The following is a 20,398-nucleotide window of genomic DNA, read 5'->3' on the forward strand; positions in this document are numbered from 1 at the left end:
GTCTCAGCCGGAGGGCCGGGCGTCCTCGTCGCCGTCGGGTCGGTGGTGGGCGCCGGTGGGCCGCTCCGCCGTCGGGTCGGTGGCCGCGCGCAGCCGTTTGAGTTCGGCCAGGGCGTCGTCGAGCTGCGCCTCGGCGCGTTCGGCGCGGCGCAGGGTCTGGGCCCGGGCCTCCTCCAGCGCGGCCAGGCGTTCCGCGGCGGCCTGCCTGGCCTCGGTCAGGGAGGCGGTGAAGGCGTCGCGTTGGGCCTGCAGGTCGGCGCGGGCGGTCTCGCGGACGCGGTCCAGTTCCGCGCCGAGGCGGTCGCGGTCGGCGGTGAGGCGGTCGCGGTCGGTACGCGCCTCCTCCGCGTGCGCCTCGGCGCGGGCGGCGGCCGCCTCGGCGTGCTCGGCGCGCTCCTCGGCGGCGGTACGGGCCTCGACCGCCTCGGCCAGGCGTTCTCGGAGCCGGTCCAGTCGCCCGGTGAGTTCGGCCCGTTCGGCCGCGGCCCGTTCCTCGGCCTCGGCGACGCGTCGGCGGGCCTCGTCGCGTTCTCGCTCGACCAGCGCCTCGGCCTCGGCCCGGACCCGCTCCACCCGCTGCGCGGCCTCGGCCACGGCGGCGTCGCGTTCGGCCCGGGCGGCGTCGCGCTCCTCGGCGCGGTCCCGGGCCTCGGCGGCCGCCGCGTCGCGTTCGGCCAGCGCCTCCTGGCGCGCGGTGATCGCCTCGTCGGCCATCCGCTCGGCCGCTCCCGCCGCGGCGATCGCCGACGCGGCGGCCTCCCGGGCCTGTTCCGCCTCGGTCTCGGCCGCCCGGCGCGCCCGCTCGGCGGCCCGCCGGTCCTCCTCGGCGGTCAGGCGCGCCGCCTCGGCGTCGGCGATCTGGCGGGCCGCGGCCACCCGGGCCGCCTCCACCTGCGCCTCGGCGGCGGCCGGATCGGTCATGGTGGTGAAGGCGGCGGTGGCGTCCCGCAGAGTCGAGGTGAGCTGCTCGGCCTGCACCGCGAAGCGGGTCAGCAGGTCCTCGGCGCGCAGCCGCGCGGTGGTGACGGGGGTGGCTTCGGGGAGGGGGACGGCGGGCGTGGCCGGGTCGGTCTCGTCGGCCGGTTGCCGCGCTGCGGCCTGCTCCTGTGCGGCCTGCGCCTCCTGCTGCAGGCGCTGCCGCTCCCGCCAGGCGCGCCACCGGGTGTGCTCGGGGAGGTCGCAGTACTGCGGGGGACGTCCCGGGGAGGAGTGCCGGACGACGGGACGGGTGCACCCGGGGAAGTTGCAGATGTTGGAGTCGGTTTCGGCCACGCCGACGAGCCTAACGGCTCGGTCCGGTCGGGGCGCGGCGGCGGGCACGCACCCGGCCCGCTCCCACCACCGCCCGGCAGGCGGCGCCGACGGGACCTGCGCCCCGGACCCCCGCGCCTCCGCGGCGCGGGGGTCCGGGCAGGGAGGACAGGGCACATGGTGTGCCCCGCCGTCGCGGGACGGTGGCTGGCGTCGGCGCCCTACCGCCGGTCGCTGTCGGGCACGGCGCGGTCGCGCAGGTAACCGGGCAGGTCGACGTCGTCGGAGAGGGCCGGGTCGGGGCGGGGAGGGCCGAGCCGCCGGGTGAGCGGGACCAGGCCCGCCCAGTGCGGCAGCGCCATGTCCTCCGCCGCGTCGACGACCCCGTGCGAGCGGACCTTCGCCGACACCTCGCGCAGGTCCACGCGGAGCACGGTGGTCATGGCCAGCTCCCTGGCGGTGGGGGGACGGGAGTCGGCCGCGCGGCCCGGCAGCATGTGGTCGAGGAGCGCGGCGAGCGCCGCGGTGGCCTCGTCGGGGTCGGCGACCGCCTCGGCGACGCCGTGGACGACGACGGAGCGGTAGTTCAGCGAGTGGTTGACCCATGAGCGGGCCAGCACGAGGGCGTCGGTTCGGGAGACGGTCACGCACACCGGGAGACCTCCGTCGGCCGCGGCCAGAACCGGTCGGCTTCCGGTGGAGCCGTGCAGGTAGAGGCGGTCGTCGACGCGCGCGTAGACGGTCGGCAGCACCACGGGGGCGCCGTCGCGCACGAAACCGAGGTGGCAGACGAAGTCGGAGTCCAGGATCGCGTGCACGGTGGCGGCGTCGTAGCGGGCGCGGTCCCGCTTGCGGGAGGGGACGGTGCGCGGGGTGGGGGCGTAGTCGGGTTCTGCGGGGCTGTCCATGGCGCTCCTCGGGCCGGGAGGGTCGACGGATCGGGGTGTCAGACGCCGCGGCTCCGGAGGGAGAAGCGGTTTTCCCCGGCTGGTACGCGTGTCGGCGGCCGGGGAGGCGCCTCCCCGGCCGCCGACACGTCCCCCGAAGGGCGGTCTGCGCGCCGTCCGCGCGGATCAGTCGTGCGGGCCCGCGCCGATGCGCGAGACCATGGTGGTCACGAACGGGCGGAAGCCCTGGCTCTCGTAGAACCGGATGGCCTCGGAGTTGCCGGACACCGCGGGAAGCTCCAGGTCGCGCACGCCGATCTCGGCCAGTTGGCGGCGGACCTCCTCGAGCAGGCCGCCGCCCACCCGGTCGAGCGGGTGGTCCGGGTGCACCGACAGAGTCTGGACGACCGCGACCCGCTCTCCTCTGTCCCAGGAGCCGTGGTGCTCGTCGCGGATGGTCACCACCGCGTAGCCGACGTCGACGCCGTCGCTCTCGGCGATGAGGGCGACCGTGTCGGGCTCGGACAGCCACTCCGCGTAGCGCTGCCGACGGCGGCGCCACGACTCCTCCACGCTCACCGAGCCGATGAGGTCTTCCAGGTGAGAGGCGATCGCCGTGTGCTGCCGGTGCAGGGCGCCCCAGAGCTCTGCCAGCTCCGCTACCTCGAAGGGACCGATGTAGCGGAAGCGCAGCACATCTGAAACCCCGACGCGAGGTTTGGTCTCCAACGAAGTTTGCATCTTTTTCTCACCTGTCCCCGATGTGGTGATGCGTCCCGCGCAGCGGTGGTCGGTGTGGACCCTCGTCTGAGCTGAGCGGTGTTTATGAGCCTACTTTCCGGTGCTGGATCCGCTGTGGGAGGGGTGGTGGAAAAGGAGGCCTCCCATGACGTTTGAGGAAAATCTGAATAACTTAACAGAAATTCGGTTCCGGTGGACTGGTCTCCGGCTTCCCGAGGTCACCGGGATGACACGGAAAGTCATGGCAAAGTGCGGTGGATCACGCCGCCGGCGGTCCCGGTGGCGTCCTTCGCGGCCGTACGGCCTTCCGTAGGATGAGCCCATGATTGATGTGCGGCGGTTGCAGTTGCTGCGGGCGCTCGACGAACACCGCACCGTGGCGGCGGCGGCAGAAGCGCTGGGGGTGACCCCGTCGGCGGTTTCCCAGCAGCTCACAGCCCTGGCCAAGGAGTCCGAGGTCCCCCTGGTCGAGCGGAACGGCCGCCGGTTCGTCCTCACCGGCGCGGGCCGGGTGCTGGTGGAGCACGCCCGGGTGATCTTCGCCGAACTGGAGCGTGCCCGGGCGGACCTGGCCAGGTGCGCGGAGGGAACGATCGGAACCGCCCGGGTCGGCTCCTTCGCCACCGGCATCTCCAACCTGGTCGCCCCGGCCGTGGCCGGACTGCGCCGCACCCGTCCGGGCTGGCGCTTCTCGGTGGTGCAGGCCGAACCCGAGCACAGCACCGAACTGCTGCGCACCGGGGCGATCGACATCGCCGTGACCATGTCCTCGGCGCACCTGCCCGCCACGGGAACCCCCGACCTCCAGATCCACCCCGTCATGGTCGAACCGCTGGACGCCGTCCTGCCCTACGAGCACCCACTGGCGGCCAAACCGGAACTGGAGTTGGCCGAGGACCTCGGCGACGCCGACTGGATCATGTCGGCCCCCGGCACCGCCTGGTTCGACTCGGTGTCCGCCGCCTGCCACCAGGCCGGTTTCCAGCCGCGGGTCGCGCACACCGTGGACGACTTCGGCGCGGCGTTCTCCCTGGTCGCAGCCGGTCTGGGAATCGCGGTGGTGCCCCGCCTGGCCTGGAACGGACTGACCGTGCCGCTGATGGTGGTGCGCTCGATCCGCCGCGGCCCCCAGCGTCACATCCTGGCCGCCACCCGGACCGGAGCCGACCCCGAGCCGCTGCTCACCGCGATGCGCCAGGCTGCCGACAGGGTCACCGTCCCCTCCGGCCAGCTCATCCTCGGCGCCTGATCACAGCGCCTCGCCGTCCTCGGTCGGCGGGGCGGCGACGTCGACGTCGTCGAGGACCTCGCAGGCCGCGCGGCGGATCTGGCGGGCGACGGCGCGCAGCGGCAGCCACGCCCACGCGCCGCTCCGTCCCGCCAGGTAGATCCGGCGCACCCCGGCCAGTCCACCCAGCGGGGTGTGCACCACCCCGCGGCGGCGCGGGGCGGCCGCCAGCTTGGGCAGCAGACCCACCCCCCACCCGGCGGCCACGATGGCGCTGACCGCCTCCAGGGTGTCGATGCGGTGCCGGATGTCCGGCCGGAACCCGGCGGCGGCGCACATGCGGCGCACCAGCTCGTCCTCGTCGCTGTCGCGCGAGTTGGCGATCCAGGGGGCGTCCGCCAGCGCGCGCAGCCGCTCCCGGGTCATGGTCCGGCGGCCGGCCCCCGTCGCCGCGGACTGCGCCAGGAACAGCGGCTCGGTGCCCACGGGGCGCAGCGTGATCCCCTCGGGGACCCGGCGGGGCACCAGGCTGTACTCGTAGATCAGTCCCAGGTCGGCCTCACCGCCGAGCAGCAGGTCCAGAGCCTGGTCGGGCTCGTGCTCGATCAGGCGCACCTCGACGCCCGGATGCTCCCGGCGCAGCCGCTCCAGCGCGGGCAGCACGACGGGGACCGTCATGCTGACAAACGTCACCAGGTCGATCCGGCCCACCGGCGCGCCCTCGCCCGCCATCTCGGCCCGGGCCGCCTCCACCCGGCCCAGGATGTCCACCGCGTGCTCGGCCAGGCGGCGCCCGGCGGGGGTCAGCCGGACCCGGCGCCCGTCCGGGGCGAGCAGCCGCACCCCCGCCTCCCGCTCCAGCACGGCCAGGTGTTTGGAGATCGCCGAGGTCCCCATCCCGGTGACCTCGGAGACCGCCGTCATCGTGCCCAGCCGCCGCAGTTCCACCAGCAGTCTCAGCCGTGTCAGGTCCACCCCTCAACGCTAGAAGACGCAGACGCCGGTCGGGGCGCGGGCGGCCGCCCGCGCCCCGACCGGCGGGAGCGATCCGGTGGTCCGGTCAGGCGGCGAGCCGGACGAAGCGCGCCCACAGCAGATTGGCCAGGGTCTCGTCCAGCCGCCTCGGCAGAGCCGTGCCGTCGAACCGGTCGAACGCCCTGACGCCGGGGTGGTCGGCGTTGGCGGCCAGCCAGGTCCGCCCCACCAGGTCGACCGCTGCCGCGCGCAGTTCGCCCAGCCGCCGCCGCAGGTTCTCCGGCTCGTGGGCGAGCGCGGTCTCGCACGCGGCGAGGGCGTGGAGCAGGGAGAGCAGGCGCAGGTGAGTGGTGTCGTCCTTGGCCTCGCACAGGGTGTGCTCGACGATCGCGCGCGTCTTGCGGAAGGGGTGCGTCGTCCGCGTCGCCGACGCCTCCACCTGGGTCAGCACGGTTCTCCTCTCGTCGTTGGTGGCGTGTGGCGGGGGTGCCACAGTCGTGGGCGCGCAGCCCGTGCGGGCTGCGCGCCCACGGTGGTGGTCCGGTGTCTCAGGCGCTGATCGCCTGTGCCTGGGCGGGCGCCTCGGTCACGCTGATCTTGCGCGGCTTGGCGTGCTCGGCCACGGGCACCCGGAGCGTCAGGACGCCGTTGACGTAGTCGGCGGAGATGTGGTCGGTGTCGAGCGCCTCGCCGAGGAAGAGCCGGCGGGAGAAGGCGCCGACCGGCCGCTCCGCCACGACCGTCTCGCGTCCTTCGGTGATGCTCTCGCGCTCGGCCCGGACGGTCAGGACGTCGCGCTCGACCTCCAGGTCGATCGAGTCGGCTCGCACTCCGGGAAGGTCGAAGCAGATGACGAAGGTGTCGCCGTCCCGGTAGGCGTCCATCGGCATCACCGAGGGTCGGACCGGGTCGTTCAGCAGGCGCCGGGTGATCCGGTCGAACTCCTGGAAGGGGTCGGTCCGCATCAGCATGTGAAGTCACCTCCCGGTAGCTGCTCACTAAACTTGATGCCTACCGACGCAGGTTTTATACCGCACTCACGAGAGGATAAACATCGCGATTCCGGGGAATTCCTCTCCGGGAATGAGGAGATACTGTTCGGACCAGTCGACCGGCTCACGGGCGTCCCACCGCCCACCGGTCCGCGCGGCCCGGCGGCGGGCGGCGTCCGGCGGTTCCGGTCCGGTCGGCGGTGCACCACCACGGAAGGAAGTGCGCCGTTGAGCATGTCCCACCCCGAACCCGACCGCGCGCTCTACACCATCTCCGTGGCCGCGCAGTTGGCCGGAGTCTCCCCCCGGACCCTCCGGCACTACGAGAGCCACGGCCTGCTCGCGCCCGCCCGCACCCGGGGCGGGACCCGTCTCTACAGCGACAACGACATCGCCCGGCTGCGCCGCGTCACCGAACTCGCCGAGCAGGGCGTCAACCTCGTCGGCATCCGGCGCATCCTCGACCTCCAGGACGAGAACACCCGGCTGCGCGAGGACGGGCGGGGCGATCGGCCGGACGGCGCGGTCCGTTGATCTTCCACCAGAAGTCAACGGTTCGTTCGCTACTGGTGCCTGGACAGCAACAGACGCGGTGGCCCACATTGATGGGGTGATCCTCTCTTTCCGTCTGTCGCTTCGGCGTGCCCGCGACCGGGTGCCCGCCCCGCTGCTCCTGGTGGCCAGCATGCTCCTGCTGCACACGGGCAGCGCGGTCGCGGTCCACCTGTTCGACACCGCGGGCCCCGCGGGCGTCACCTGGCTGCGTCTGAGCTGGGCCGCGCTGCTCCTCCTCGCCGTGGGCGGACGCTCGCTGGGCCGTGCCGTGCGCACCGCGGCCTGGCGCGACATCGCCGCCACGGCCGTCCTGGGCACGGTCAGCGCCGGAATGATGGTCCTGTTCGCGCTGGCCACCGACCGCGTTCCGCTGGGGACGGCCGCCGCGGTGGAGTTCCTCGGCCCCCTCACCGTGGCCGTGCTGGCCCTGCGCCGCCGCCGGGAGGCGCTCTGGATCCTCCTCGCCGCCGGCGGGGTGCTGCTGCTGACCCGGCCCTGGAGAGGTGACGCCGACCTGACCGGCGTGGCCTTCGGCCTGGCCGGGGCAGCGTGCGTGGCGCTGTACATCGTCCTGTCCCAAAGGGTCGGCTCCCGCCTGGGCGTGCTCCCCGGACTGACCCTCGCCATGACCGTGTCCGCCCTGGTCACCGCACCCCTGGGGCTTCCGGACGTCATCGCCGCCGCCGACCCGCGGGTCGTGGCGGTCACCCTCGGAACCGCGCTGATCCACCCGCTGCTGCCGCTGCTGCTGGAGATGGCGGCCCTGCAGCGGATGAGCCGCGGCGCCTTCAGCGTCCTCGGCTCCGTCGATCCGGCGATCGGCCTGCTCGTGGGGGTGCTCCTCATCGGTCAGGTCCCCGTGCCGGTGCAGGTGGCGGGCATGGCGCTGGTGGTGGTCGCGGGCCTGGGCGCGACCCGTGCGGACACCGCGCCGCGGCGGAGCGGTCCGGGCGCCGCCGAGTCGGGCGCCGCCGGGTCGCGCGGCGGCGAACCGGGAGGCGCCGCGCGGCGGCGCACGCCCACCCCGGTGTGATCATCGTTACAGAAGCGGGGTCGCAGGTTTGGGCGCGCCGCCTCCGTGCCCGGGGCCCCCTCCCGTGCGGCGCCGCGGTCCGCGCAGGTGCGGGCGGCGGCGCGGCGGGAGGAGAGGCGGTCAGGAGGCGAACCGGCGGTGAACCGGCGCCACCGGATCGGGGAAGACAGCCGATCAGGTGCGAAACCGTCCGGTGCATCCGTTAATGTCGGCCCAGTCATGAGCGCTAAAACTGATCTGGAACTCCTGCGCGCTTTTGAGCCGGTGCTGATGTTCACCAGGGGTGAGCTGTTCTTCCCCACCGACGTCGAGGCGTACCTGCGCTGCTGCAGCCTGTGGCTGGACCTGCCCGGGGGCGGGGAGAAGGAGGTCGTCCCCGCGGGCGAGCTCACCGCCGACCGGCTCGCCCGGGCCGACACCGAGTGGCCGGGCTACCGCCAGCACCTGCGGTTCGTACAGGAATCCTCGCTGCGGGCCGAGGCGCGCCGCCACCGCCGCCAGGCACGCCCGGTCATCCCCAAGAGCGGACGCCTGGCCGCGGTCGGCGTGCTGGGCCGGATCGTGGACGTGCTGATGAAGCTGTCCCTGTTGATCCGCGGCGCGGTCCCCGGCGGGGTGGCCGCGGCCGCCGCCACCCGCTACCGCGACCGCATCGACACCGGCGACACCGCCACCTACTACGGGCGCGTCGTCCGCGAGGGCGGCTACGTCGCCCTGCAGTACTGGTTCTTCTACGCCATGAACGACTGGCGGTCGGTCTACGGCGGCGTCAACGACCACGAGGCCGACTGGGAGAAGGTCACCGTCTACCTGGTCCAGGACCCCGACGGCGGACACCGGCCGGTGTGGGTGGGCGCGTCCTCGCACGAGTACCTCGGCGACGACCTGCGCCGCCGCTGGGACGACCCGGAGCTGCACCGCGACGGCGACCACCCGATCGTCTACGTGGGCGCCGGATCGCACTCCCACCAGATGCTGCCCGGCGACTACCTCATCCAGGTCGACCCCGCCTTCCTGCGCGGGGCGCTGCACGCCTGGCGGCGCTTCACCGCCCGGTTCCTCCCCGCCTCCGGCAAGCGGGTCCGGCGCGGCATCGGAGTGCCCTTCGTCGACTACGCGCGCGGCGACGGAGTGCGGGTGGGCCCCGGCGGGGAGCGCTCCTGGACCGCGTCCGTCATCGACGACGACACGCCCTGGGTGCGGGGATACCGCGGACTGTGGGGCCGCAACACCCGCGACTGGTTCGACGGCGAGCGCGCCCCCAGCGGACCCCGCTACGAGCGCGACGGCACCGTCCGCCGCTCCTGGGCCGACCCCCTGTGGTGGGTGGGGTTGCACAAGGTCCCCCCGACCCCCGAGGCCGCCCGCGAGGAACTGCTGGCGCATCTGGAGGAGCTGGACGCCCGGATCGCCGAGGCCGACGCCGCGATCGAGGAGGACCGCAGGGCACTGCGCCGCCTGGCCGCGGCCGAGATCGTGCTGAGCCGCCACGCCAACGCCGAGGCGCGCGCCAGGGAGTACCGGGCCCGGATCGCCGAGGCCGAACGCGCCCTGGCCGCCCGCTACCGCGAGCGCACGCACCTGGCGGACGAACGCGACATGCACCACGCCGCCCTGGACGGCGACGAGGTGCTGGAGCTGCCACCGCAGGCGCACCTGCGCTCCCCGCACCTGCCCTACGCCTCCGGCAAGCAGCGCACCACCCGCTTCCTGCACGTGTGGGCGACGATGAGCACGCCGCTGCTGCTCATCGCCCTGGGCGCGGTCATGGTGACCCTGCGCGGCGGCCTGGCGCTGTCGGCGGCGGTGGGGATGGTGGTGCTGTTCGCGGCCTTCGACGCGCTGGCCCGCCGCCGGTTCCTGTCCTTCCTCGTGGGGCTGGCGGTCATCGTGGTCGTGGTGGGCGCGGTGGGCGCGGTCATCGCGGCGTTTTTGACCAACTGGCGGATCACCGTCCTGGTGCCGCTGGCGCTGATCGTGGTCAGCCTGCTGTTCATCAACGTCCGCGACCTGCTGCGCCGCTGAACGGGGCCGGTTCGTCCTCAGCCCCGCCGCAGGCCCGAGGCGCGGATGGTGATGTTGAGCCGTCCCGACCGCAGCCCCGCGGCCGGGTCGGCCGTGCCCCGCAGGGTACGCGGCACGCCGTGGTAGGCCAGCCGGGACGGGCCGCCGAACACGAACAGGTCGCCGCCGCGCAGCTCCACGTCGGTGCGGGGCCCGGAGCGCGTGGCGGTGCCGCCGAACCGGAACACGCAGGCGTCGCCCAGACTCAGCGACACCACCGGCGCGTCGTCGCGTTCGTCGCGGTCCTGGTGCATGCCCATGGTCGCGTCGGTGTCGTAGAAGTTGACCAGCGCCACGTCGTAGTCGGGGGCGGGATCGGGGACCTCGCCGTAGGCGGCGGCCAGGGCCCGCAGGGCCAGGCGTTTCAGCAGCGGCGGGAAGGGGGCGGCGGGCCGCCCGTCGGGCAGCGTCGCGGAGTAGGAGTACGGACGCCAGTACCAGCCCAGGGAGAGCATGGCCACGCTCATCGTCCCGCCGCGCGGCATCCGGTGCCGCCGCATCCCCCCGGAGCGGCGCGCCCACTCCCGGCACCGCGACACCAGGGCGCGTTGGGCCCGCGGCCCCAACCAGCCGGGCACGTGCACCGCGCCGGGAGCGACCTCGACGGGGGAGAGGGGAAAGAGCGCGTCGTCCATGGCGGAACCGATTCTTCCCCACGGGCGGGGCGACACGCCCGAGTGTGTCGGGCGCGTCGGTGTGGTGAGCGGATGCCGTCGGTGTGGTGTGTCTCACGTCCCGCTCGGTTCCGCGGCACACCCCTGGTCAGGCGCTCGGCGTCACGGCGGGGGACCGGCGTCGCGGAAGCGCGGACCGCGTTCCTCCTCCTCTTCCGGCGGCACCCGCGGGGAGAGGGTGGGGCGGCGCGGGCGCCAGGAGACGAACTGCAGTCCCAACGCGACCAGTCCGATGACCAGCAGGATCCAACCGATCATGTTGATGTTGAGCACCCCGACGCTGTCGATCTGGACTGCGAACGCCAACACCGCTCCCACGGCGATGAACAGCAGACTTCCGGCTATGCCCATAGCGGGGGTCCTTTCACGTCTCGGGCGTGCCGCCCCTCTACCGAAAACGCGCGTGCCCAAACAACGCCCCGTTCGTACTAAGGTGGGCGCGTAGCGAGATCGAGGCCGTCGAGCCGTGGACCCGGGGAGGTGAGGCCAGTCATGAGCCAACCTCCTAGTACCAGCTGGTGCGGTGCCCGTTCAGCGCCTCGCGCTGTCGATCTTGACATTCGAGGGGCATTTCCTGGGTTTTGACCCCGGCGTCGAGATCGTCCCGGTGGCACGGCACACAACCGGTTGTCAGCGAACCACCGAACTCGCTCCGGGAGCTCCCATGTCGCAACGTCGCATGCGTTCGTGGCTGCCCAGCCTGCGTCCCGTCGTCCCGGTCGGCAGGAGACACACCGACGCGCCCGAGTATTCCATGGACCCCCGCGCGGAGGAGGAGAACGCGCAGTCCGTGGAGGAGAGTGTCATCGACGCCGCCGTCTACGTCGACGGCCGCCGCCAGTCCGGTCCCGTCGACCTGTCCCGGCTGCGCGACATGGTCCCCGAGCGGCCCGGGGCGATGGCCTGGATCGGGCTGCACCAGCCCTCCGACGCCCAGCTACTGGCCGCCGCCGACCAGTTCGGCCTGCACGAGCTGGCCGTGGAGGACGCCATCGTCGCCCACCAGCGACCCAAGCTGGAACGCTACGGCGACACCCTGTTCGTGGTGCTGCGCGCCGCCCGCTACCTCGACGACGTCGAGGAGGTGCGCTTCGGCGAGATCCACCTGTTCGCCGGCACCGACTTCGTGCTGACCGTGCGGCACGGCCAGGCCCCGGACCTGTCGGCGGCGCGCCGCCGCCTGGAGGGCGACCCCGACCTGCTGCGGCTGGGCCCCGAGGCGGTGCTGTACGCGGTGATGGACGCGGTGGTGGACGGCTACGCCCCGGTCGTCGCGGGCCTGCAGAACGACATCGACGAGATCGAGACGCAGGTGTTCAACCGCGACCCGCGGGTGTCGCGGCGCATCTACGAGCTGTCCCGGGAGGTCATCGAGTTCCAGCGGGCGGCCAGCCCGCTGCTGGGCATCCTCGGCGACCTGGAGGCCGGGTACGGCAAGTACGGCACCAGCGAGGAGGTGCAGCGCCACCTGCGCGACGTCGCCGACCACGCCACCACCGTCGCCGAACGGGTCGACGGCTTCCGCCAGTTGCTCAACTCCATCCTCGCGGTCAACGCCACCCTGGTCAGCCAGGCGCAGAACGAGGAGATGAAGCACCTCACCGAGGCCAGCTACGCCCAGAGCGAGGAGGTCAAGAAGATCTCCTCGTGGGCGGCGATCCTGTTCGCCCCCACCGTGGTCGGCGGCATCTACGGGATGAACTTCGACTTCATGCCGGAGCTGCACTGGAGGTACGGCTACCCGATGGCGGTCGGCCTGATGATCGGGGTGAGCGTGGTGCTGTACACCCTCTTCAAACGCCGCGGCTGGCTGTGACCGCGTCCGGGGCGGGGCGGCCGGGGAGCGGCGGGCCGCCGACGGCGGCCCGCCGCTCCCCGGCCGCCCCGCAAAAAATGTGAATGTTTATGGTGGTTTTTTAGTCTATGTGGTTTTTGGGCAATCTGTCTGCAATGCTGAGTATGTAACGTTTTCATCTGCTGACGGCACTCCGCCTCGGCATGGGAAGGCGGACGACCGCACATGCCCATCCCACGTTTCGAGTCCCTCGGCGCCTACCTGCCCGAGAACGAGGTCTCCACCCGGGACCTGGTGTCCCGCATGGACCACCAGCCGGTGTTCGACCTCGGCGCGATCACCGGGATCCACCACCGGCGCTTCGCCGGAGCCGACGAGGACTCCTTCACCATGGCGCTGCGGGCGGCGCGCGACTGCCTGTCCCGGTCGAGTCACCCGGCCGGGGAACTGGACGTGGTCATCTCCACGTCCATCACCCGGTTCAAGGACCGCGACCGGTTCTACTTCGAGCCCTCGTTCGCGCACATGGTGGCGCGGGAGATCGGTGCGACGTCGGCCGTCTGCTTCGACGTGTCCAACGCCTGCGCGGGGATGATCACCGGGGTCGCCGTCCTGGAGCGCATGGTCCGGGCCGGGACGGCGCGCAGCGGAATGGTGGTCAGCGGAGAGCGGATCTCGGTGATCGCCGAGACCGCCGTCCGGGAGATCGACCACCCCCACGATCCGCAGTTCGCTTCCCTGACCGTCGGCGACTCGGCCGCCGCCGTCGTCGTGGACGGGAGGGGAACGGCCGAGGAGCGCATCGACTACGTCGAGCTGACGACCAGCGCGGCCCACGCCGACCTGTGCATCGGCATGCCCAGCGACCGCAGCCAGGGAGTCGCGCTCTACACCGACAACCAGAGCATGCACGCCACGGAACGGGTGGCCCTGTGGCCCACGTTCCAGCGCGACTTCCTGGCCAAACGCGGCACCTCCTTCGCCGAGGAGGGCTACGACTTCGTCATCCACCACCAGATCGGCACCCGCCTCACCGACAAGGCGCAGCGGATGGCCGCACGCCTCTTCAACACCCCCATGCCGCCCTCGCCCATGGTCGTCGACCGCTACGGCAACACCTCCTCCACCTCGCACTTCGTGGTGCTCTACGAGCACCTGCGCGACGGGAGCATCCCGCCCGGCTCCAAACTCCTCCTCGTCCCCGCGGCGTCCGGAATCGTCACCGGCTGCCTGGCCGCCACCGTCTCCTCGATCGGGATCTGACATGGGCACCGTCATCCGGGCGACCGCGGTGAGTACCGACCCCGCGGTCCACAGCTCCGTCGACCACTCCGCCCTGGCCGCCGAGGCGTGCATCGAACGGGCCGGGATCACCCCCGACCAGGTGGACCTGCTCATCAACACCGGCGTGTACCGGGACCGCAACATGTCGGAGCCCGCCATGGCCGCGCTCGTCCAGCAGCGGCTGGGCATCAACCCCGACCACGTCCGCTTCCCCACGGCCAGGCCCGCGCTCTCCTTCGACCTGATGAACGGCGCGTGCGGGGTGCTCGACGCGGTACGGGTCGGCGCGGACTTCATCACCACGGGCAGCGCCGAGTACGTGCTCGTCGTGTCGGGCGACGCCCACCCCTCCAACGACCCCGAGCGGGCGCGCGCCACCGGCTTCCCCTACGCGACCATGGGCGCCGCGATGCTGCTGGAGCGCAGCCCCCGCGAGGACGCCGGGTTCGGCCGCGTGCACTCCTCCCCGGTGTCCGCCGACGCCGCGCCGCTGGTGGAGGGCTACACCGACAGCAGCCGGATGGGCGCCGACGGACGCGGTACGGTCACGGTGCGGCGCGCCCCGGAAACCGCCGACGTCCTCGCCGACCTGGCCGCCGCCACCGTCCGCGCGTGCGCCGAGGCCCAGCGGGTCGACCTGCGCGCGGCACTGCTGGTCGCCTCCCAGCCCCACCCCGGCTTCCCCGCCGAGGTCGCCGCCCGGCTCGGGCTGCCCGCCGACGCGGCGGCGACGGCGACCGGGGTGGACGGCGACCCGCACACCTCGGCGCTGACACTGGCCTACCACCAGGCCGCGGCCGCCGGACGGGTCGGGGACCGGCCCGTGGTGTTCGTCGCGGTCGGCGCCGGACCCGCCTGCTCCTGCGCGGTGTACCGGCCCGCCGATCCGGCGCCGCGGTGAGCGGGCGGACGGCCGAGGGGGTCTCCGACCGGCTGCGCGCGGGCGCGCACGCCTTCCCCGACCGGAAGGCGGTCGTCTACCCGGTGGGCCGGGACTCCTCGGGACGGGCGGTGTACCGGCACGTGACCTACCGGGAGATGGACGAGGCCGCCGACATCCGCGCAGGGGAACTGCGGGCGGCCGGAATCGGCGCGGGAACCACGACCGCGCTGATGGTGCGGCCGGGACCGGAACTGTTCGCGGTGGCGTTCGGACTGATCCGGATCGGCGCGGTCCCGGTCATCGCCGACCCCGGACTGGGCCTGCGGCGGATGCTGCGCTGCCACCGCGACGCGGGCGCCGAGGCGTTCGTCGGAGTCCCCGCCGCCCACCTGGTGCGGCTGCTGCTGGGACGGCGGGCCTTCGCCGCCCTGCGCACCCGGGTGACGGTGGGCAGGCGCTGGCTGTGGGGCGGTCCGCGGCTGCGCGACCTCGCCTGGGGGACGGGAGCGGCGACGGCGGGCATCCCCGCCGAACCGGTGCGGGAACCGCCCCTGGCCGACGGGGACCTGCTGGCGATCAGCTTCACCACCGGCAGCACCGGACCCGCCAAGGGCGTGCGGCACCCGCGCGGCATGGTCGAGGGCGTCACGCGGCAACTGGAGCACGTGCTGGGACAGCGCGCCGACGACACCTCCCTGGTCACCGTGCCGCTGTGGGGAGTGCTCGGCCTGCTCGTCGGATCGACGTGTGTGCTGCCGCCCGGCGACCCGTCGCGGGTCGCCGCGATCCGCCCCGAGGACGTGGTCGACGCGATCGACCGGTTCGGGGTGACCACGATGTTCGCCTCCCCCGCCCTGCTCGACCGGTTGGGCGCCCACGCCGCGCGCACGGGCCGGACCCTGGAGGGGCTGCGCCGGGTGAACGTCGGCGGGGCGCCGGTGCGCGAGGACATCGCCGCGTCGATGTGCGCGGCGCTCGGCCCGGAGGGGGAGCGGCGGCTCACGGTCGTCTACGGGGCGACGGAGGCACTGCCGATCTCGGCGGTCGACGCGGCCGAGGCCCGCGCGGGAGCCGCCGCCACCCGCACCGGCGGCGGCACCTGCGTGGGCCGCCCGGTGCCGGGCGTTCGGGTGCGCGTCGTCAGGATCACCGACGAGCCGATGCCGCGGTGGTCCGCCGACCTGGCCGCCCCGCCGCACGAGGTCGGCGAGATCGTGGTGGGCGGACCGACCGTCAGCGACCGCTACCACGCCGCCCCCGAGGCGGACCGCGCCGCCAAGATCGCCGACGGCCCGCACGTGTGGCACCGCACCGGGGACCTGGGGCGCCTCGACTCCCGGGGCCGGATCTGGTTCTACGGGCGCAAGAGCCAGCGGGTGCGCACCGCCGACGGCACGCTCTACACCGTCCAGTGCGAGGGCGTCCTCAACGCCCACCCCGACGTGCGCCGCACCGCGCTGGTCGGGGTGGGCCCGCCGGGGACGGCGCGGCCCGTGGTCTGCGTCGAACCGCGCCGGGGGCTGCCCGTCCGCGAACACGCCCGCCTGGAACGGGAGCTGCGGGAGCTGGCCGCGCGGCACGCACCGACCCGGACGGTGCGGGACTTCCTCTGCCACCGCGGCTTCCCCGTGGACGTCCGGCACAACGCCAAGATCGACCGCGAGGCGCTGGCAGGGTGGGCCGCCGTCCGGCTCGCCGAGGCCGAACGGCCGCTGCGGCGCGCGGCCGCGCGGGCGGCGCGGGCGGTCCCGCTCGCCGGATGGGCGTTCCTGCTCCACGGAACCGTCTGGCCCCCGACCCACCCGGTGGTGCAGGCTCTGTTCTGGACCGTCGCGGTCCTCAACGTGGGCGTGCACGCCCTGCAACTGCCCGCGGCCCTGCCCCGCGCCCGCCGCGCCGGGTACGGCCGCGCGGCGGCGCTCGTCCGCACCCTCCTGTTCGGCGCGACCTGGTGGAGGCGGCTGTGAGAGTGCTCGTCACCGGGGCGTCCGGCTTCCTCGGCAGCCACGTCGCGGAGGCGTGCCTGCGCGCGGGCGACGAGGTGCGCGCGCTGGTCCGCCCCACCAGCGACCCGGGTCATCTGCGCACCCTGCCGGGCGTGGAGATCGTCCACGGCGACCTGGGCGACACCGCGTCGCTGCGCGCGGCGGCCGAGGGGGTGGACGTGGTCCACCACAGCGCGGCCCGGGTGCTCGACCACGGCAGCCGCGCCCAGTTCTGGGACACCAACGTCGAAGGCACCCGGCGCCTGCTGGAGGCGGCCCGGGACGGCGGGGCGCGCCGGTTCGTGTTCGTCAGCAGCCCGAGCGCGGTGATGGACGGCCGCGACCAGGTCGACGTCGACGAGAGCATCCCCTACCCGCGCCGGTACCTGAACCTGTACTCGCAGACGAAGGCCGCCGCCGAACGCCTCGTCCTGGCGGCCGACGCCCCCGGCTTCACCACCTGCGCCCTCCGGCCGCGGGCGGTGTGGGGACCGCGCGACCGGCACGGCTTCATGCCGAAGCTGCTGGGCCGACTGCTGGCCGGGCGCCTGCCCGACCTGTCCGGAGGCCGACGGGTCACGGCCGCGCTGTGCCACTGCGCGAACGCGGCGCACGCCTGCGTGCTGGCCGCGCGCGCCGACGGGGTGGGCGGGCGCGCCTACTTCGTCACCGACGCCGAGCCGGTCGACGTGTGGGCGTTCATGGCGGAGGTGGCCGAGATGTTCGGCGCGCCGCCGCCGAGGCGGCGGGTGCCGCCGGTGCTGCGCGACGCGCTGGTGGAGGCGGTGGAGCTGGCCTGGCGCATGCCCTTCCTGGCACACCACCACGATCCGCCGCTGTCGCGCTACTCGGTGGCGCTGCTGACGCGGTCGAGCACCTACGACACCGCCGCCGCCCGGCGGGACCTCGGCTACCGGCCCCTGGTCGACCGGAGCACCGGCCTGGAGGGGCTGCGCTCCTGGGTCGAGGAGATCGGCGGTCCCGGGGTCTGGACGGAGGGCGCACGGTGAGCACGGCGGACCCGCGCGAGCCCCGGTACCGGCGGCGGGTCTCGCCCGCCGAACGGCTCTACCTGGCCGGTGCGCGACCGGACCGGCCCCTGGTGATCCAGCTCGTGGTCGAGGGCCGCGGCGGACTCGACCCGCGGACACTGGAGCGGGCGGTGGCCCGGGCCTGCGCGGCCCTCCCCGGGACGCGGCTGGTCCGCCGCGGGCAGTGGGTGGACTCGGGACGGACCCCGCCGGTGCGCCGGGTGGCCGCGTCCGCGACCGGGGCGGTCGACCCGAACGGTCCCGACCTGCGCCGGGAGCTGCCCCCCGACACCGGTCCGACCTGCGAGGTGCTGCTGGCGACCGACGGCGCCGGGACCGCGCGGGCGGTGGTGTTCCGCGCCTTCCACGGAGTCATGGACGGCAGGGGAGTGCTGCTGTGGGCCGCGGGCGTCTTCCGCGCGCTGCGCGGCGAGCCGGTCCCACCGGCGAAGGACACGCTGACCGACGACGCCCTCGCCGCGCGGTTGGGCGCGGTGGGCAGGCGCCCCCTCCTGGGACCGCGCTGGCGCTCGCCCCTGGGCGGCGGCCCCCGAGCGGCCGGACCGGGAGTGGTGCTGCGCCGCCCGGTCGACGGCCGCCATCCGGGACTGGTGGCCCGCGTCGCCGCGGCGGTCGCCGCCGGACACGGTCCGTCGCGCTTCATGGTCCCCGTCGACCTGCGCAGGCACGCCCCCGAGGCCGCCTCCACCGGCAACCTGGCCCTGCCGGTGTTCCTGGACGGTCGCGACGGCGAACCCTGGCAGGCCTGGCACGGACGGCTGCTGCGGGCCCTCGCCGAACGGCGCGAGGCCGTGGTGGGGCGGGCCGAGCGGGCGCTGGCGGCCCTGCCCGTGGTGGGGGCCGCCGCGCTGCTGGGACTGGCCGACTCCGCCATGACCCGGACCGGCCGCTACCTGAGCACGGCCATCATCTCCCACCTGGGCGCGGTCGACCCGGCCGACTACTCCGGTGGCGGTTTCACCGCCTCCGCGGTGTTCTCCCTGCCGGTGCACTCGCCCCTGGTGCCGTTCTCGGTCGTGGCGGTGGAGTCGCCGGGCCGCACCGAACTCACCCTCGCGTGCGCCGCGACCGCGGCCGGGCCCGCGCAGGCCCTGCTGGAGCGCATCGCGGACACGCTGGCCCCCGACCCGCTGCGCGCCTGGGCGGGCAACCGCACCGACCGTCCGCGCCGCGGCGACGCCACCCTGGTCGGCCTGTTCGCCGAGCAGGTCGCGGCCGCGCCCGACGCGGTCGCGCTCACCGGACCCGACGGACCGACCGGCTACGCCGAGTTGGACTCCCGCGCCGACGCGGTCGCCGCGGAACTGGCCGCGCGCGGTGTGGGGCGGGGTGACGTGGTGGGACTGCTCGCCGACCGGTCGGTGGAGGCGGTGGCCGGACTGTGGGGAATCCTCAAGGCGGGAGCCGCCTACCTGCCGCTCGACCCGCGGCATCCCGACGCCCGGATCGGCTGGTCGCTGGCCGACGCGCGTGCCGCGCTGTGCCTGGTGCGGCGCGGCCACGCCGCCCGAGTCCCCGCGCACACCGCGCTCGTCCTGGACGACCTGCCCCGCGCGGGCGCCCGCCCCGCCCCGGCGGACGCGGCGGGACCGGACGACCTGGCCTACGTCATCTACACCTCGGGCTCCACCGGCCGCCCCAAGGGGGTGCAGGTGGAGCACCGCAGTGTGGTCAGCTACGTGACGTGGGCCCGGGACCGCTACCGGGTCGACGCGGACACCCGCTTCGCGCTGTTCACCTCGCTGGCCTTCGACCTGACCGGCACGGCCCTGCTGCTGCCGCTGGTGTGCGGCGGCAGTGTGGCGCTGGTCCCCGGGGAGGTCGGTCCCGCGACACTGCGCGCCACGGTCGAGGAGGCGGGCGTCAACGCGCTCAAGCTCACCCCGGCCCACCTGGACCTGATCTGCCGCCTGGGGGTGCGCCCCGCGGGCTTCCGGGTGCTGGTGGTGGGCGGCGAGCAACTGCGGGGCCCGGTGGCGGCCGGGGCGGCCGAGGTGTTCGGCCCCGACTGCCGCATCGTCAACGAGTACGGTCCGACGGAGGCCACGATCGGCTGTGTGGCGCACGACTTCGACCCCGCGCGGGAGGGCGACGCCCCGGCGGTGCCGATCGGCGCGCCGGTCGGCACCACCCGGGTGTTCCTCCTCGACGCCGAACGGCGGCCGGTGCCCGCCGGGGCCGAGGGCGAGCTGTACCTGTCGGGCGCCCAGTTGGCCCGCGGTTACCTGCGGCGGCCCGAGGAGGACCGGGAACGGTTCGTCCGCCTGGCCGACGGGACGCGCGCCTACCGCACGGGGGACCTCGCCCGCCTGCGCCCCGAGGGCGTGCTGGAGTTCCTCGGGCGCGCCGACGAGCAGGTGAAGATCCGCGGCCACCGGGTGGAGCCGGGCGAGGTCGCCGCGGTGCTGGAGGAGCATCCGGGCATCGCCCGCGCCCACGTCGCGGCGCGTGGGGGGCCGGGCGGCCGCCGGGTGCTGTGCGCCTACGCCGTGCCCCGCCCGGGCGGGGCGGCCCCGCGCGAGGAGGAGCTGCGCGCCCATCTGGCCGCGCGCCTGCCCGCGGCCATGGTGCCCGCGGCGCTGGTGTGCGTCCCCGACCTTCCGCGTACCGGCAACGGCAAGATCGACACGGCCGCGCTGCCCGACCCGTTCACCGGAGGCCGTGCCGAAACCGCCGCGCCGTCGGCGCCTCCGGTCGACGGCCTGGAGGCCGAGGTGGCGGCGGTGTGGGCGCGGGTGCTGGGAACCGGGGCGCACGGGATCGCCTCCGAGGACGACTTCCACCGGCTGGGCGGCGACTCGCTGAGTCTGCTGGAGATGGTCGCCGCGGTCGCCGCCGAGGTGCCGGGAGCGGGCCGGGCCGAGGACGTCCTGTCCGGACTGGGGGAGACCGCCGCCAACCCCACCCTCGCCGACGTGTGCCGGGCGGTGCGGCGGCTGGGAGGCGGGAGCGGATCCGGGGGCCGTGAATCCTGAGGGCGGTTGTCGAGTTCGGTCGCG

18 protein-coding genes are annotated in these 20,398 nt (G+C 74.4%); 10 read left to right on the top strand and 8 right to left on the bottom strand.

What is annotated here, in order from left to right:
• Positions 1–3 precede the first annotated feature (3 nt).
• The 3 genes from NI17_RS04850 to NI17_RS04860 all read right to left on the bottom strand — a co-directional run bounded on the left by NI17_RS04850 (position 4) and on the right by NI17_RS04860 (position 2,879).
• Positions 4–1,272, bottom strand: coding sequence for a hypothetical protein (locus tag NI17_RS04850; protein ID WP_243597613.1), 1,269 nt, complete (start codon positions 1,270–1,272; stop codon positions 4–6).
• Between the two features lie 200 nt (positions 1,273–1,472).
• Positions 1,473–2,159 carry a pyridoxamine 5'-phosphate oxidase family protein gene (locus tag NI17_RS04855; protein WP_068692993.1) on the bottom strand — a complete coding sequence of 229 codons (687 nt, stop codon included), beginning with the start codon at positions 2,157–2,159 and terminating at the stop codon, positions 1,473–1,475.
• 165 nt (positions 2,160–2,324) lie between these two features.
• Positions 2,325–2,879, bottom strand: a complete 555-nt coding sequence (locus NI17_RS04860) for a GNAT family N-acetyltransferase (protein ID WP_068692994.1) — start codon at positions 2,877–2,879, stop codon at positions 2,325–2,327.
• Between the two features lie 322 nt (positions 2,880–3,201).
• On the opposite strand from NI17_RS04860, the gene NI17_RS04865 reads away from it, so the two are divergent.
• The gene (locus NI17_RS04865) at positions 3,202–4,128 is read left to right on the top strand and encodes a LysR family transcriptional regulator (RefSeq protein WP_068692995.1); all 927 of its coding nucleotides are present in this window, start codon (positions 3,202–3,204) and stop codon (positions 4,126–4,128) included.
• Here the strand turns inward: NI17_RS04865 and NI17_RS04870 are convergent, their stop codons facing one another.
• The 3 genes from NI17_RS04870 to NI17_RS04880 form a co-directional block, all read right to left on the bottom strand.
• Positions 4,129–5,082, bottom strand: a complete 954-nt coding sequence (locus NI17_RS04870) for a LysR family transcriptional regulator (RefSeq protein WP_119267620.1) — start codon at positions 5,080–5,082, stop codon at positions 4,129–4,131. It lies immediately after the preceding gene.
• Positions 5,083–5,167: 85 nt separating this feature from the next.
• A complete protein-coding gene (locus NI17_RS04875; RefSeq protein ID WP_068692996.1) occupies positions 5,168–5,533 on the bottom strand; it encodes a hypothetical protein in 366 nt (121 codons plus the stop codon).
• 97 nt (positions 5,534–5,630) lie between these two features.
• A complete protein-coding gene (locus tag NI17_RS04880; RefSeq protein WP_068692997.1) occupies positions 5,631–6,053 on the bottom strand; it encodes an Hsp20/alpha crystallin family protein in 423 nt (140 codons plus the stop codon).
• Positions 6,054–6,308: 255 nt separating this feature from the next.
• Here NI17_RS04880 and NI17_RS04885 point away from each other — a divergent pair, with 255 nt between their 5' ends.
• From NI17_RS04885 to NI17_RS04895, 3 genes are all read left to right on the top strand, one after another.
• Positions 6,309–6,608 (top strand): MerR family transcriptional regulator, encoded by a 300-nt coding sequence (locus tag NI17_RS04885; protein WP_068692998.1) that lies wholly within the window; start codon positions 6,309–6,311, stop codon positions 6,606–6,608.
• 76 nt (positions 6,609–6,684) lie between these two features.
• Positions 6,685–7,662: an EamA family transporter gene (locus NI17_RS04890; protein WP_084012763.1), complete on the top strand. Its 978-nt coding sequence runs from the start codon at positions 6,685–6,687 to the stop codon at positions 7,660–7,662.
• Between the two features lie 219 nt (positions 7,663–7,881).
• Complete coding sequence (locus tag NI17_RS04895) at positions 7,882–9,687, top strand: hypothetical protein (RefSeq protein WP_243597614.1); 1,806 nt, start codon at positions 7,882–7,884, stop codon at positions 9,685–9,687.
• A gap of 17 nt (positions 9,688–9,704) precedes the next feature.
• Here NI17_RS04895 and NI17_RS04900 read toward each other — a convergent pair whose 3' ends face one another.
• Together NI17_RS04900 and NI17_RS04905 are read right to left on the bottom strand one after the other, a co-directional pair.
• Positions 9,705–10,361, bottom strand: a complete 657-nt coding sequence (locus NI17_RS04900; protein WP_068693000.1) for an alpha-ketoglutarate-dependent dioxygenase AlkB family protein — start codon at positions 10,359–10,361, stop codon at positions 9,705–9,707.
• Positions 10,362–10,502: 141 nt separating this feature from the next.
• The gene (locus tag NI17_RS04905) at positions 10,503–10,751 is read right to left on the bottom strand and encodes a DUF6458 family protein (RefSeq protein WP_068693001.1); all 249 of its coding nucleotides are present in this window, start codon (positions 10,749–10,751) and stop codon (positions 10,503–10,505) included.
• A gap of 313 nt (positions 10,752–11,064) precedes the next feature.
• On the opposite strand from NI17_RS04905, the gene NI17_RS04910 reads away from it, so the two are divergent.
• The 6 genes from NI17_RS04910 to NI17_RS04935 all read left to right on the top strand — a co-directional run bounded on the left by NI17_RS04910 (position 11,065) and on the right by NI17_RS04935 (position 20,374).
• Positions 11,065–12,216, top strand: coding sequence for a magnesium and cobalt transport protein CorA (locus NI17_RS04910; RefSeq protein WP_068693002.1), 1,152 nt, complete (start codon positions 11,065–11,067; stop codon positions 12,214–12,216).
• 204 nt (positions 12,217–12,420) lie between these two features.
• The gene (locus NI17_RS04915; protein WP_068691872.1) at positions 12,421–13,458 is read left to right on the top strand and encodes a 3-oxoacyl-ACP synthase III family protein; all 1,038 of its coding nucleotides are present in this window, start codon (positions 12,421–12,423) and stop codon (positions 13,456–13,458) included.
• A 1-nt stretch (position 13,459) separates the two neighbouring features.
• Positions 13,460–14,380 carry a hypothetical protein gene (locus NI17_RS04920; RefSeq protein WP_068691874.1) on the top strand — a complete coding sequence of 307 codons (921 nt, stop codon included), beginning with the start codon at positions 13,460–13,462 and terminating at the stop codon, positions 14,378–14,380.
• On the top strand, positions 14,377–16,329 hold the full coding sequence (locus NI17_RS04925) for a fatty acid CoA ligase family protein (protein WP_243597615.1): 1,953 nt from the start codon (positions 14,377–14,379) through the stop codon (positions 16,327–16,329). Before NI17_RS04920 ends, NI17_RS04925 begins: the two co-directional genes overlap by 4 nt.
• Positions 16,326–17,357 carry an NAD-dependent epimerase/dehydratase family protein gene (locus NI17_RS04930; protein WP_068691876.1) on the top strand — a complete coding sequence of 344 codons (1,032 nt, stop codon included), beginning with the start codon at positions 16,326–16,328 and terminating at the stop codon, positions 17,355–17,357. The genes NI17_RS04925 and NI17_RS04930 overlap by 4 nt, the downstream gene beginning before the upstream one ends.
• Positions 17,354–20,374, top strand: a complete 3,021-nt coding sequence (locus NI17_RS04935; RefSeq protein ID WP_243597616.1) for a non-ribosomal peptide synthetase — start codon at positions 17,354–17,356, stop codon at positions 20,372–20,374. Before NI17_RS04930 ends, NI17_RS04935 begins: the two co-directional genes overlap by 4 nt.
• The last annotated feature ends 24 nt before the right edge of the window (positions 20,375–20,398 follow it).

Origin of the sequence: Thermobifida halotolerans (genome assembly GCF_003574835.2) — a bacterium.
GTDB lineage: Bacteria > Actinomycetota > Actinomycetes > Streptosporangiales > Streptosporangiaceae > Thermobifida > Thermobifida halotolerans.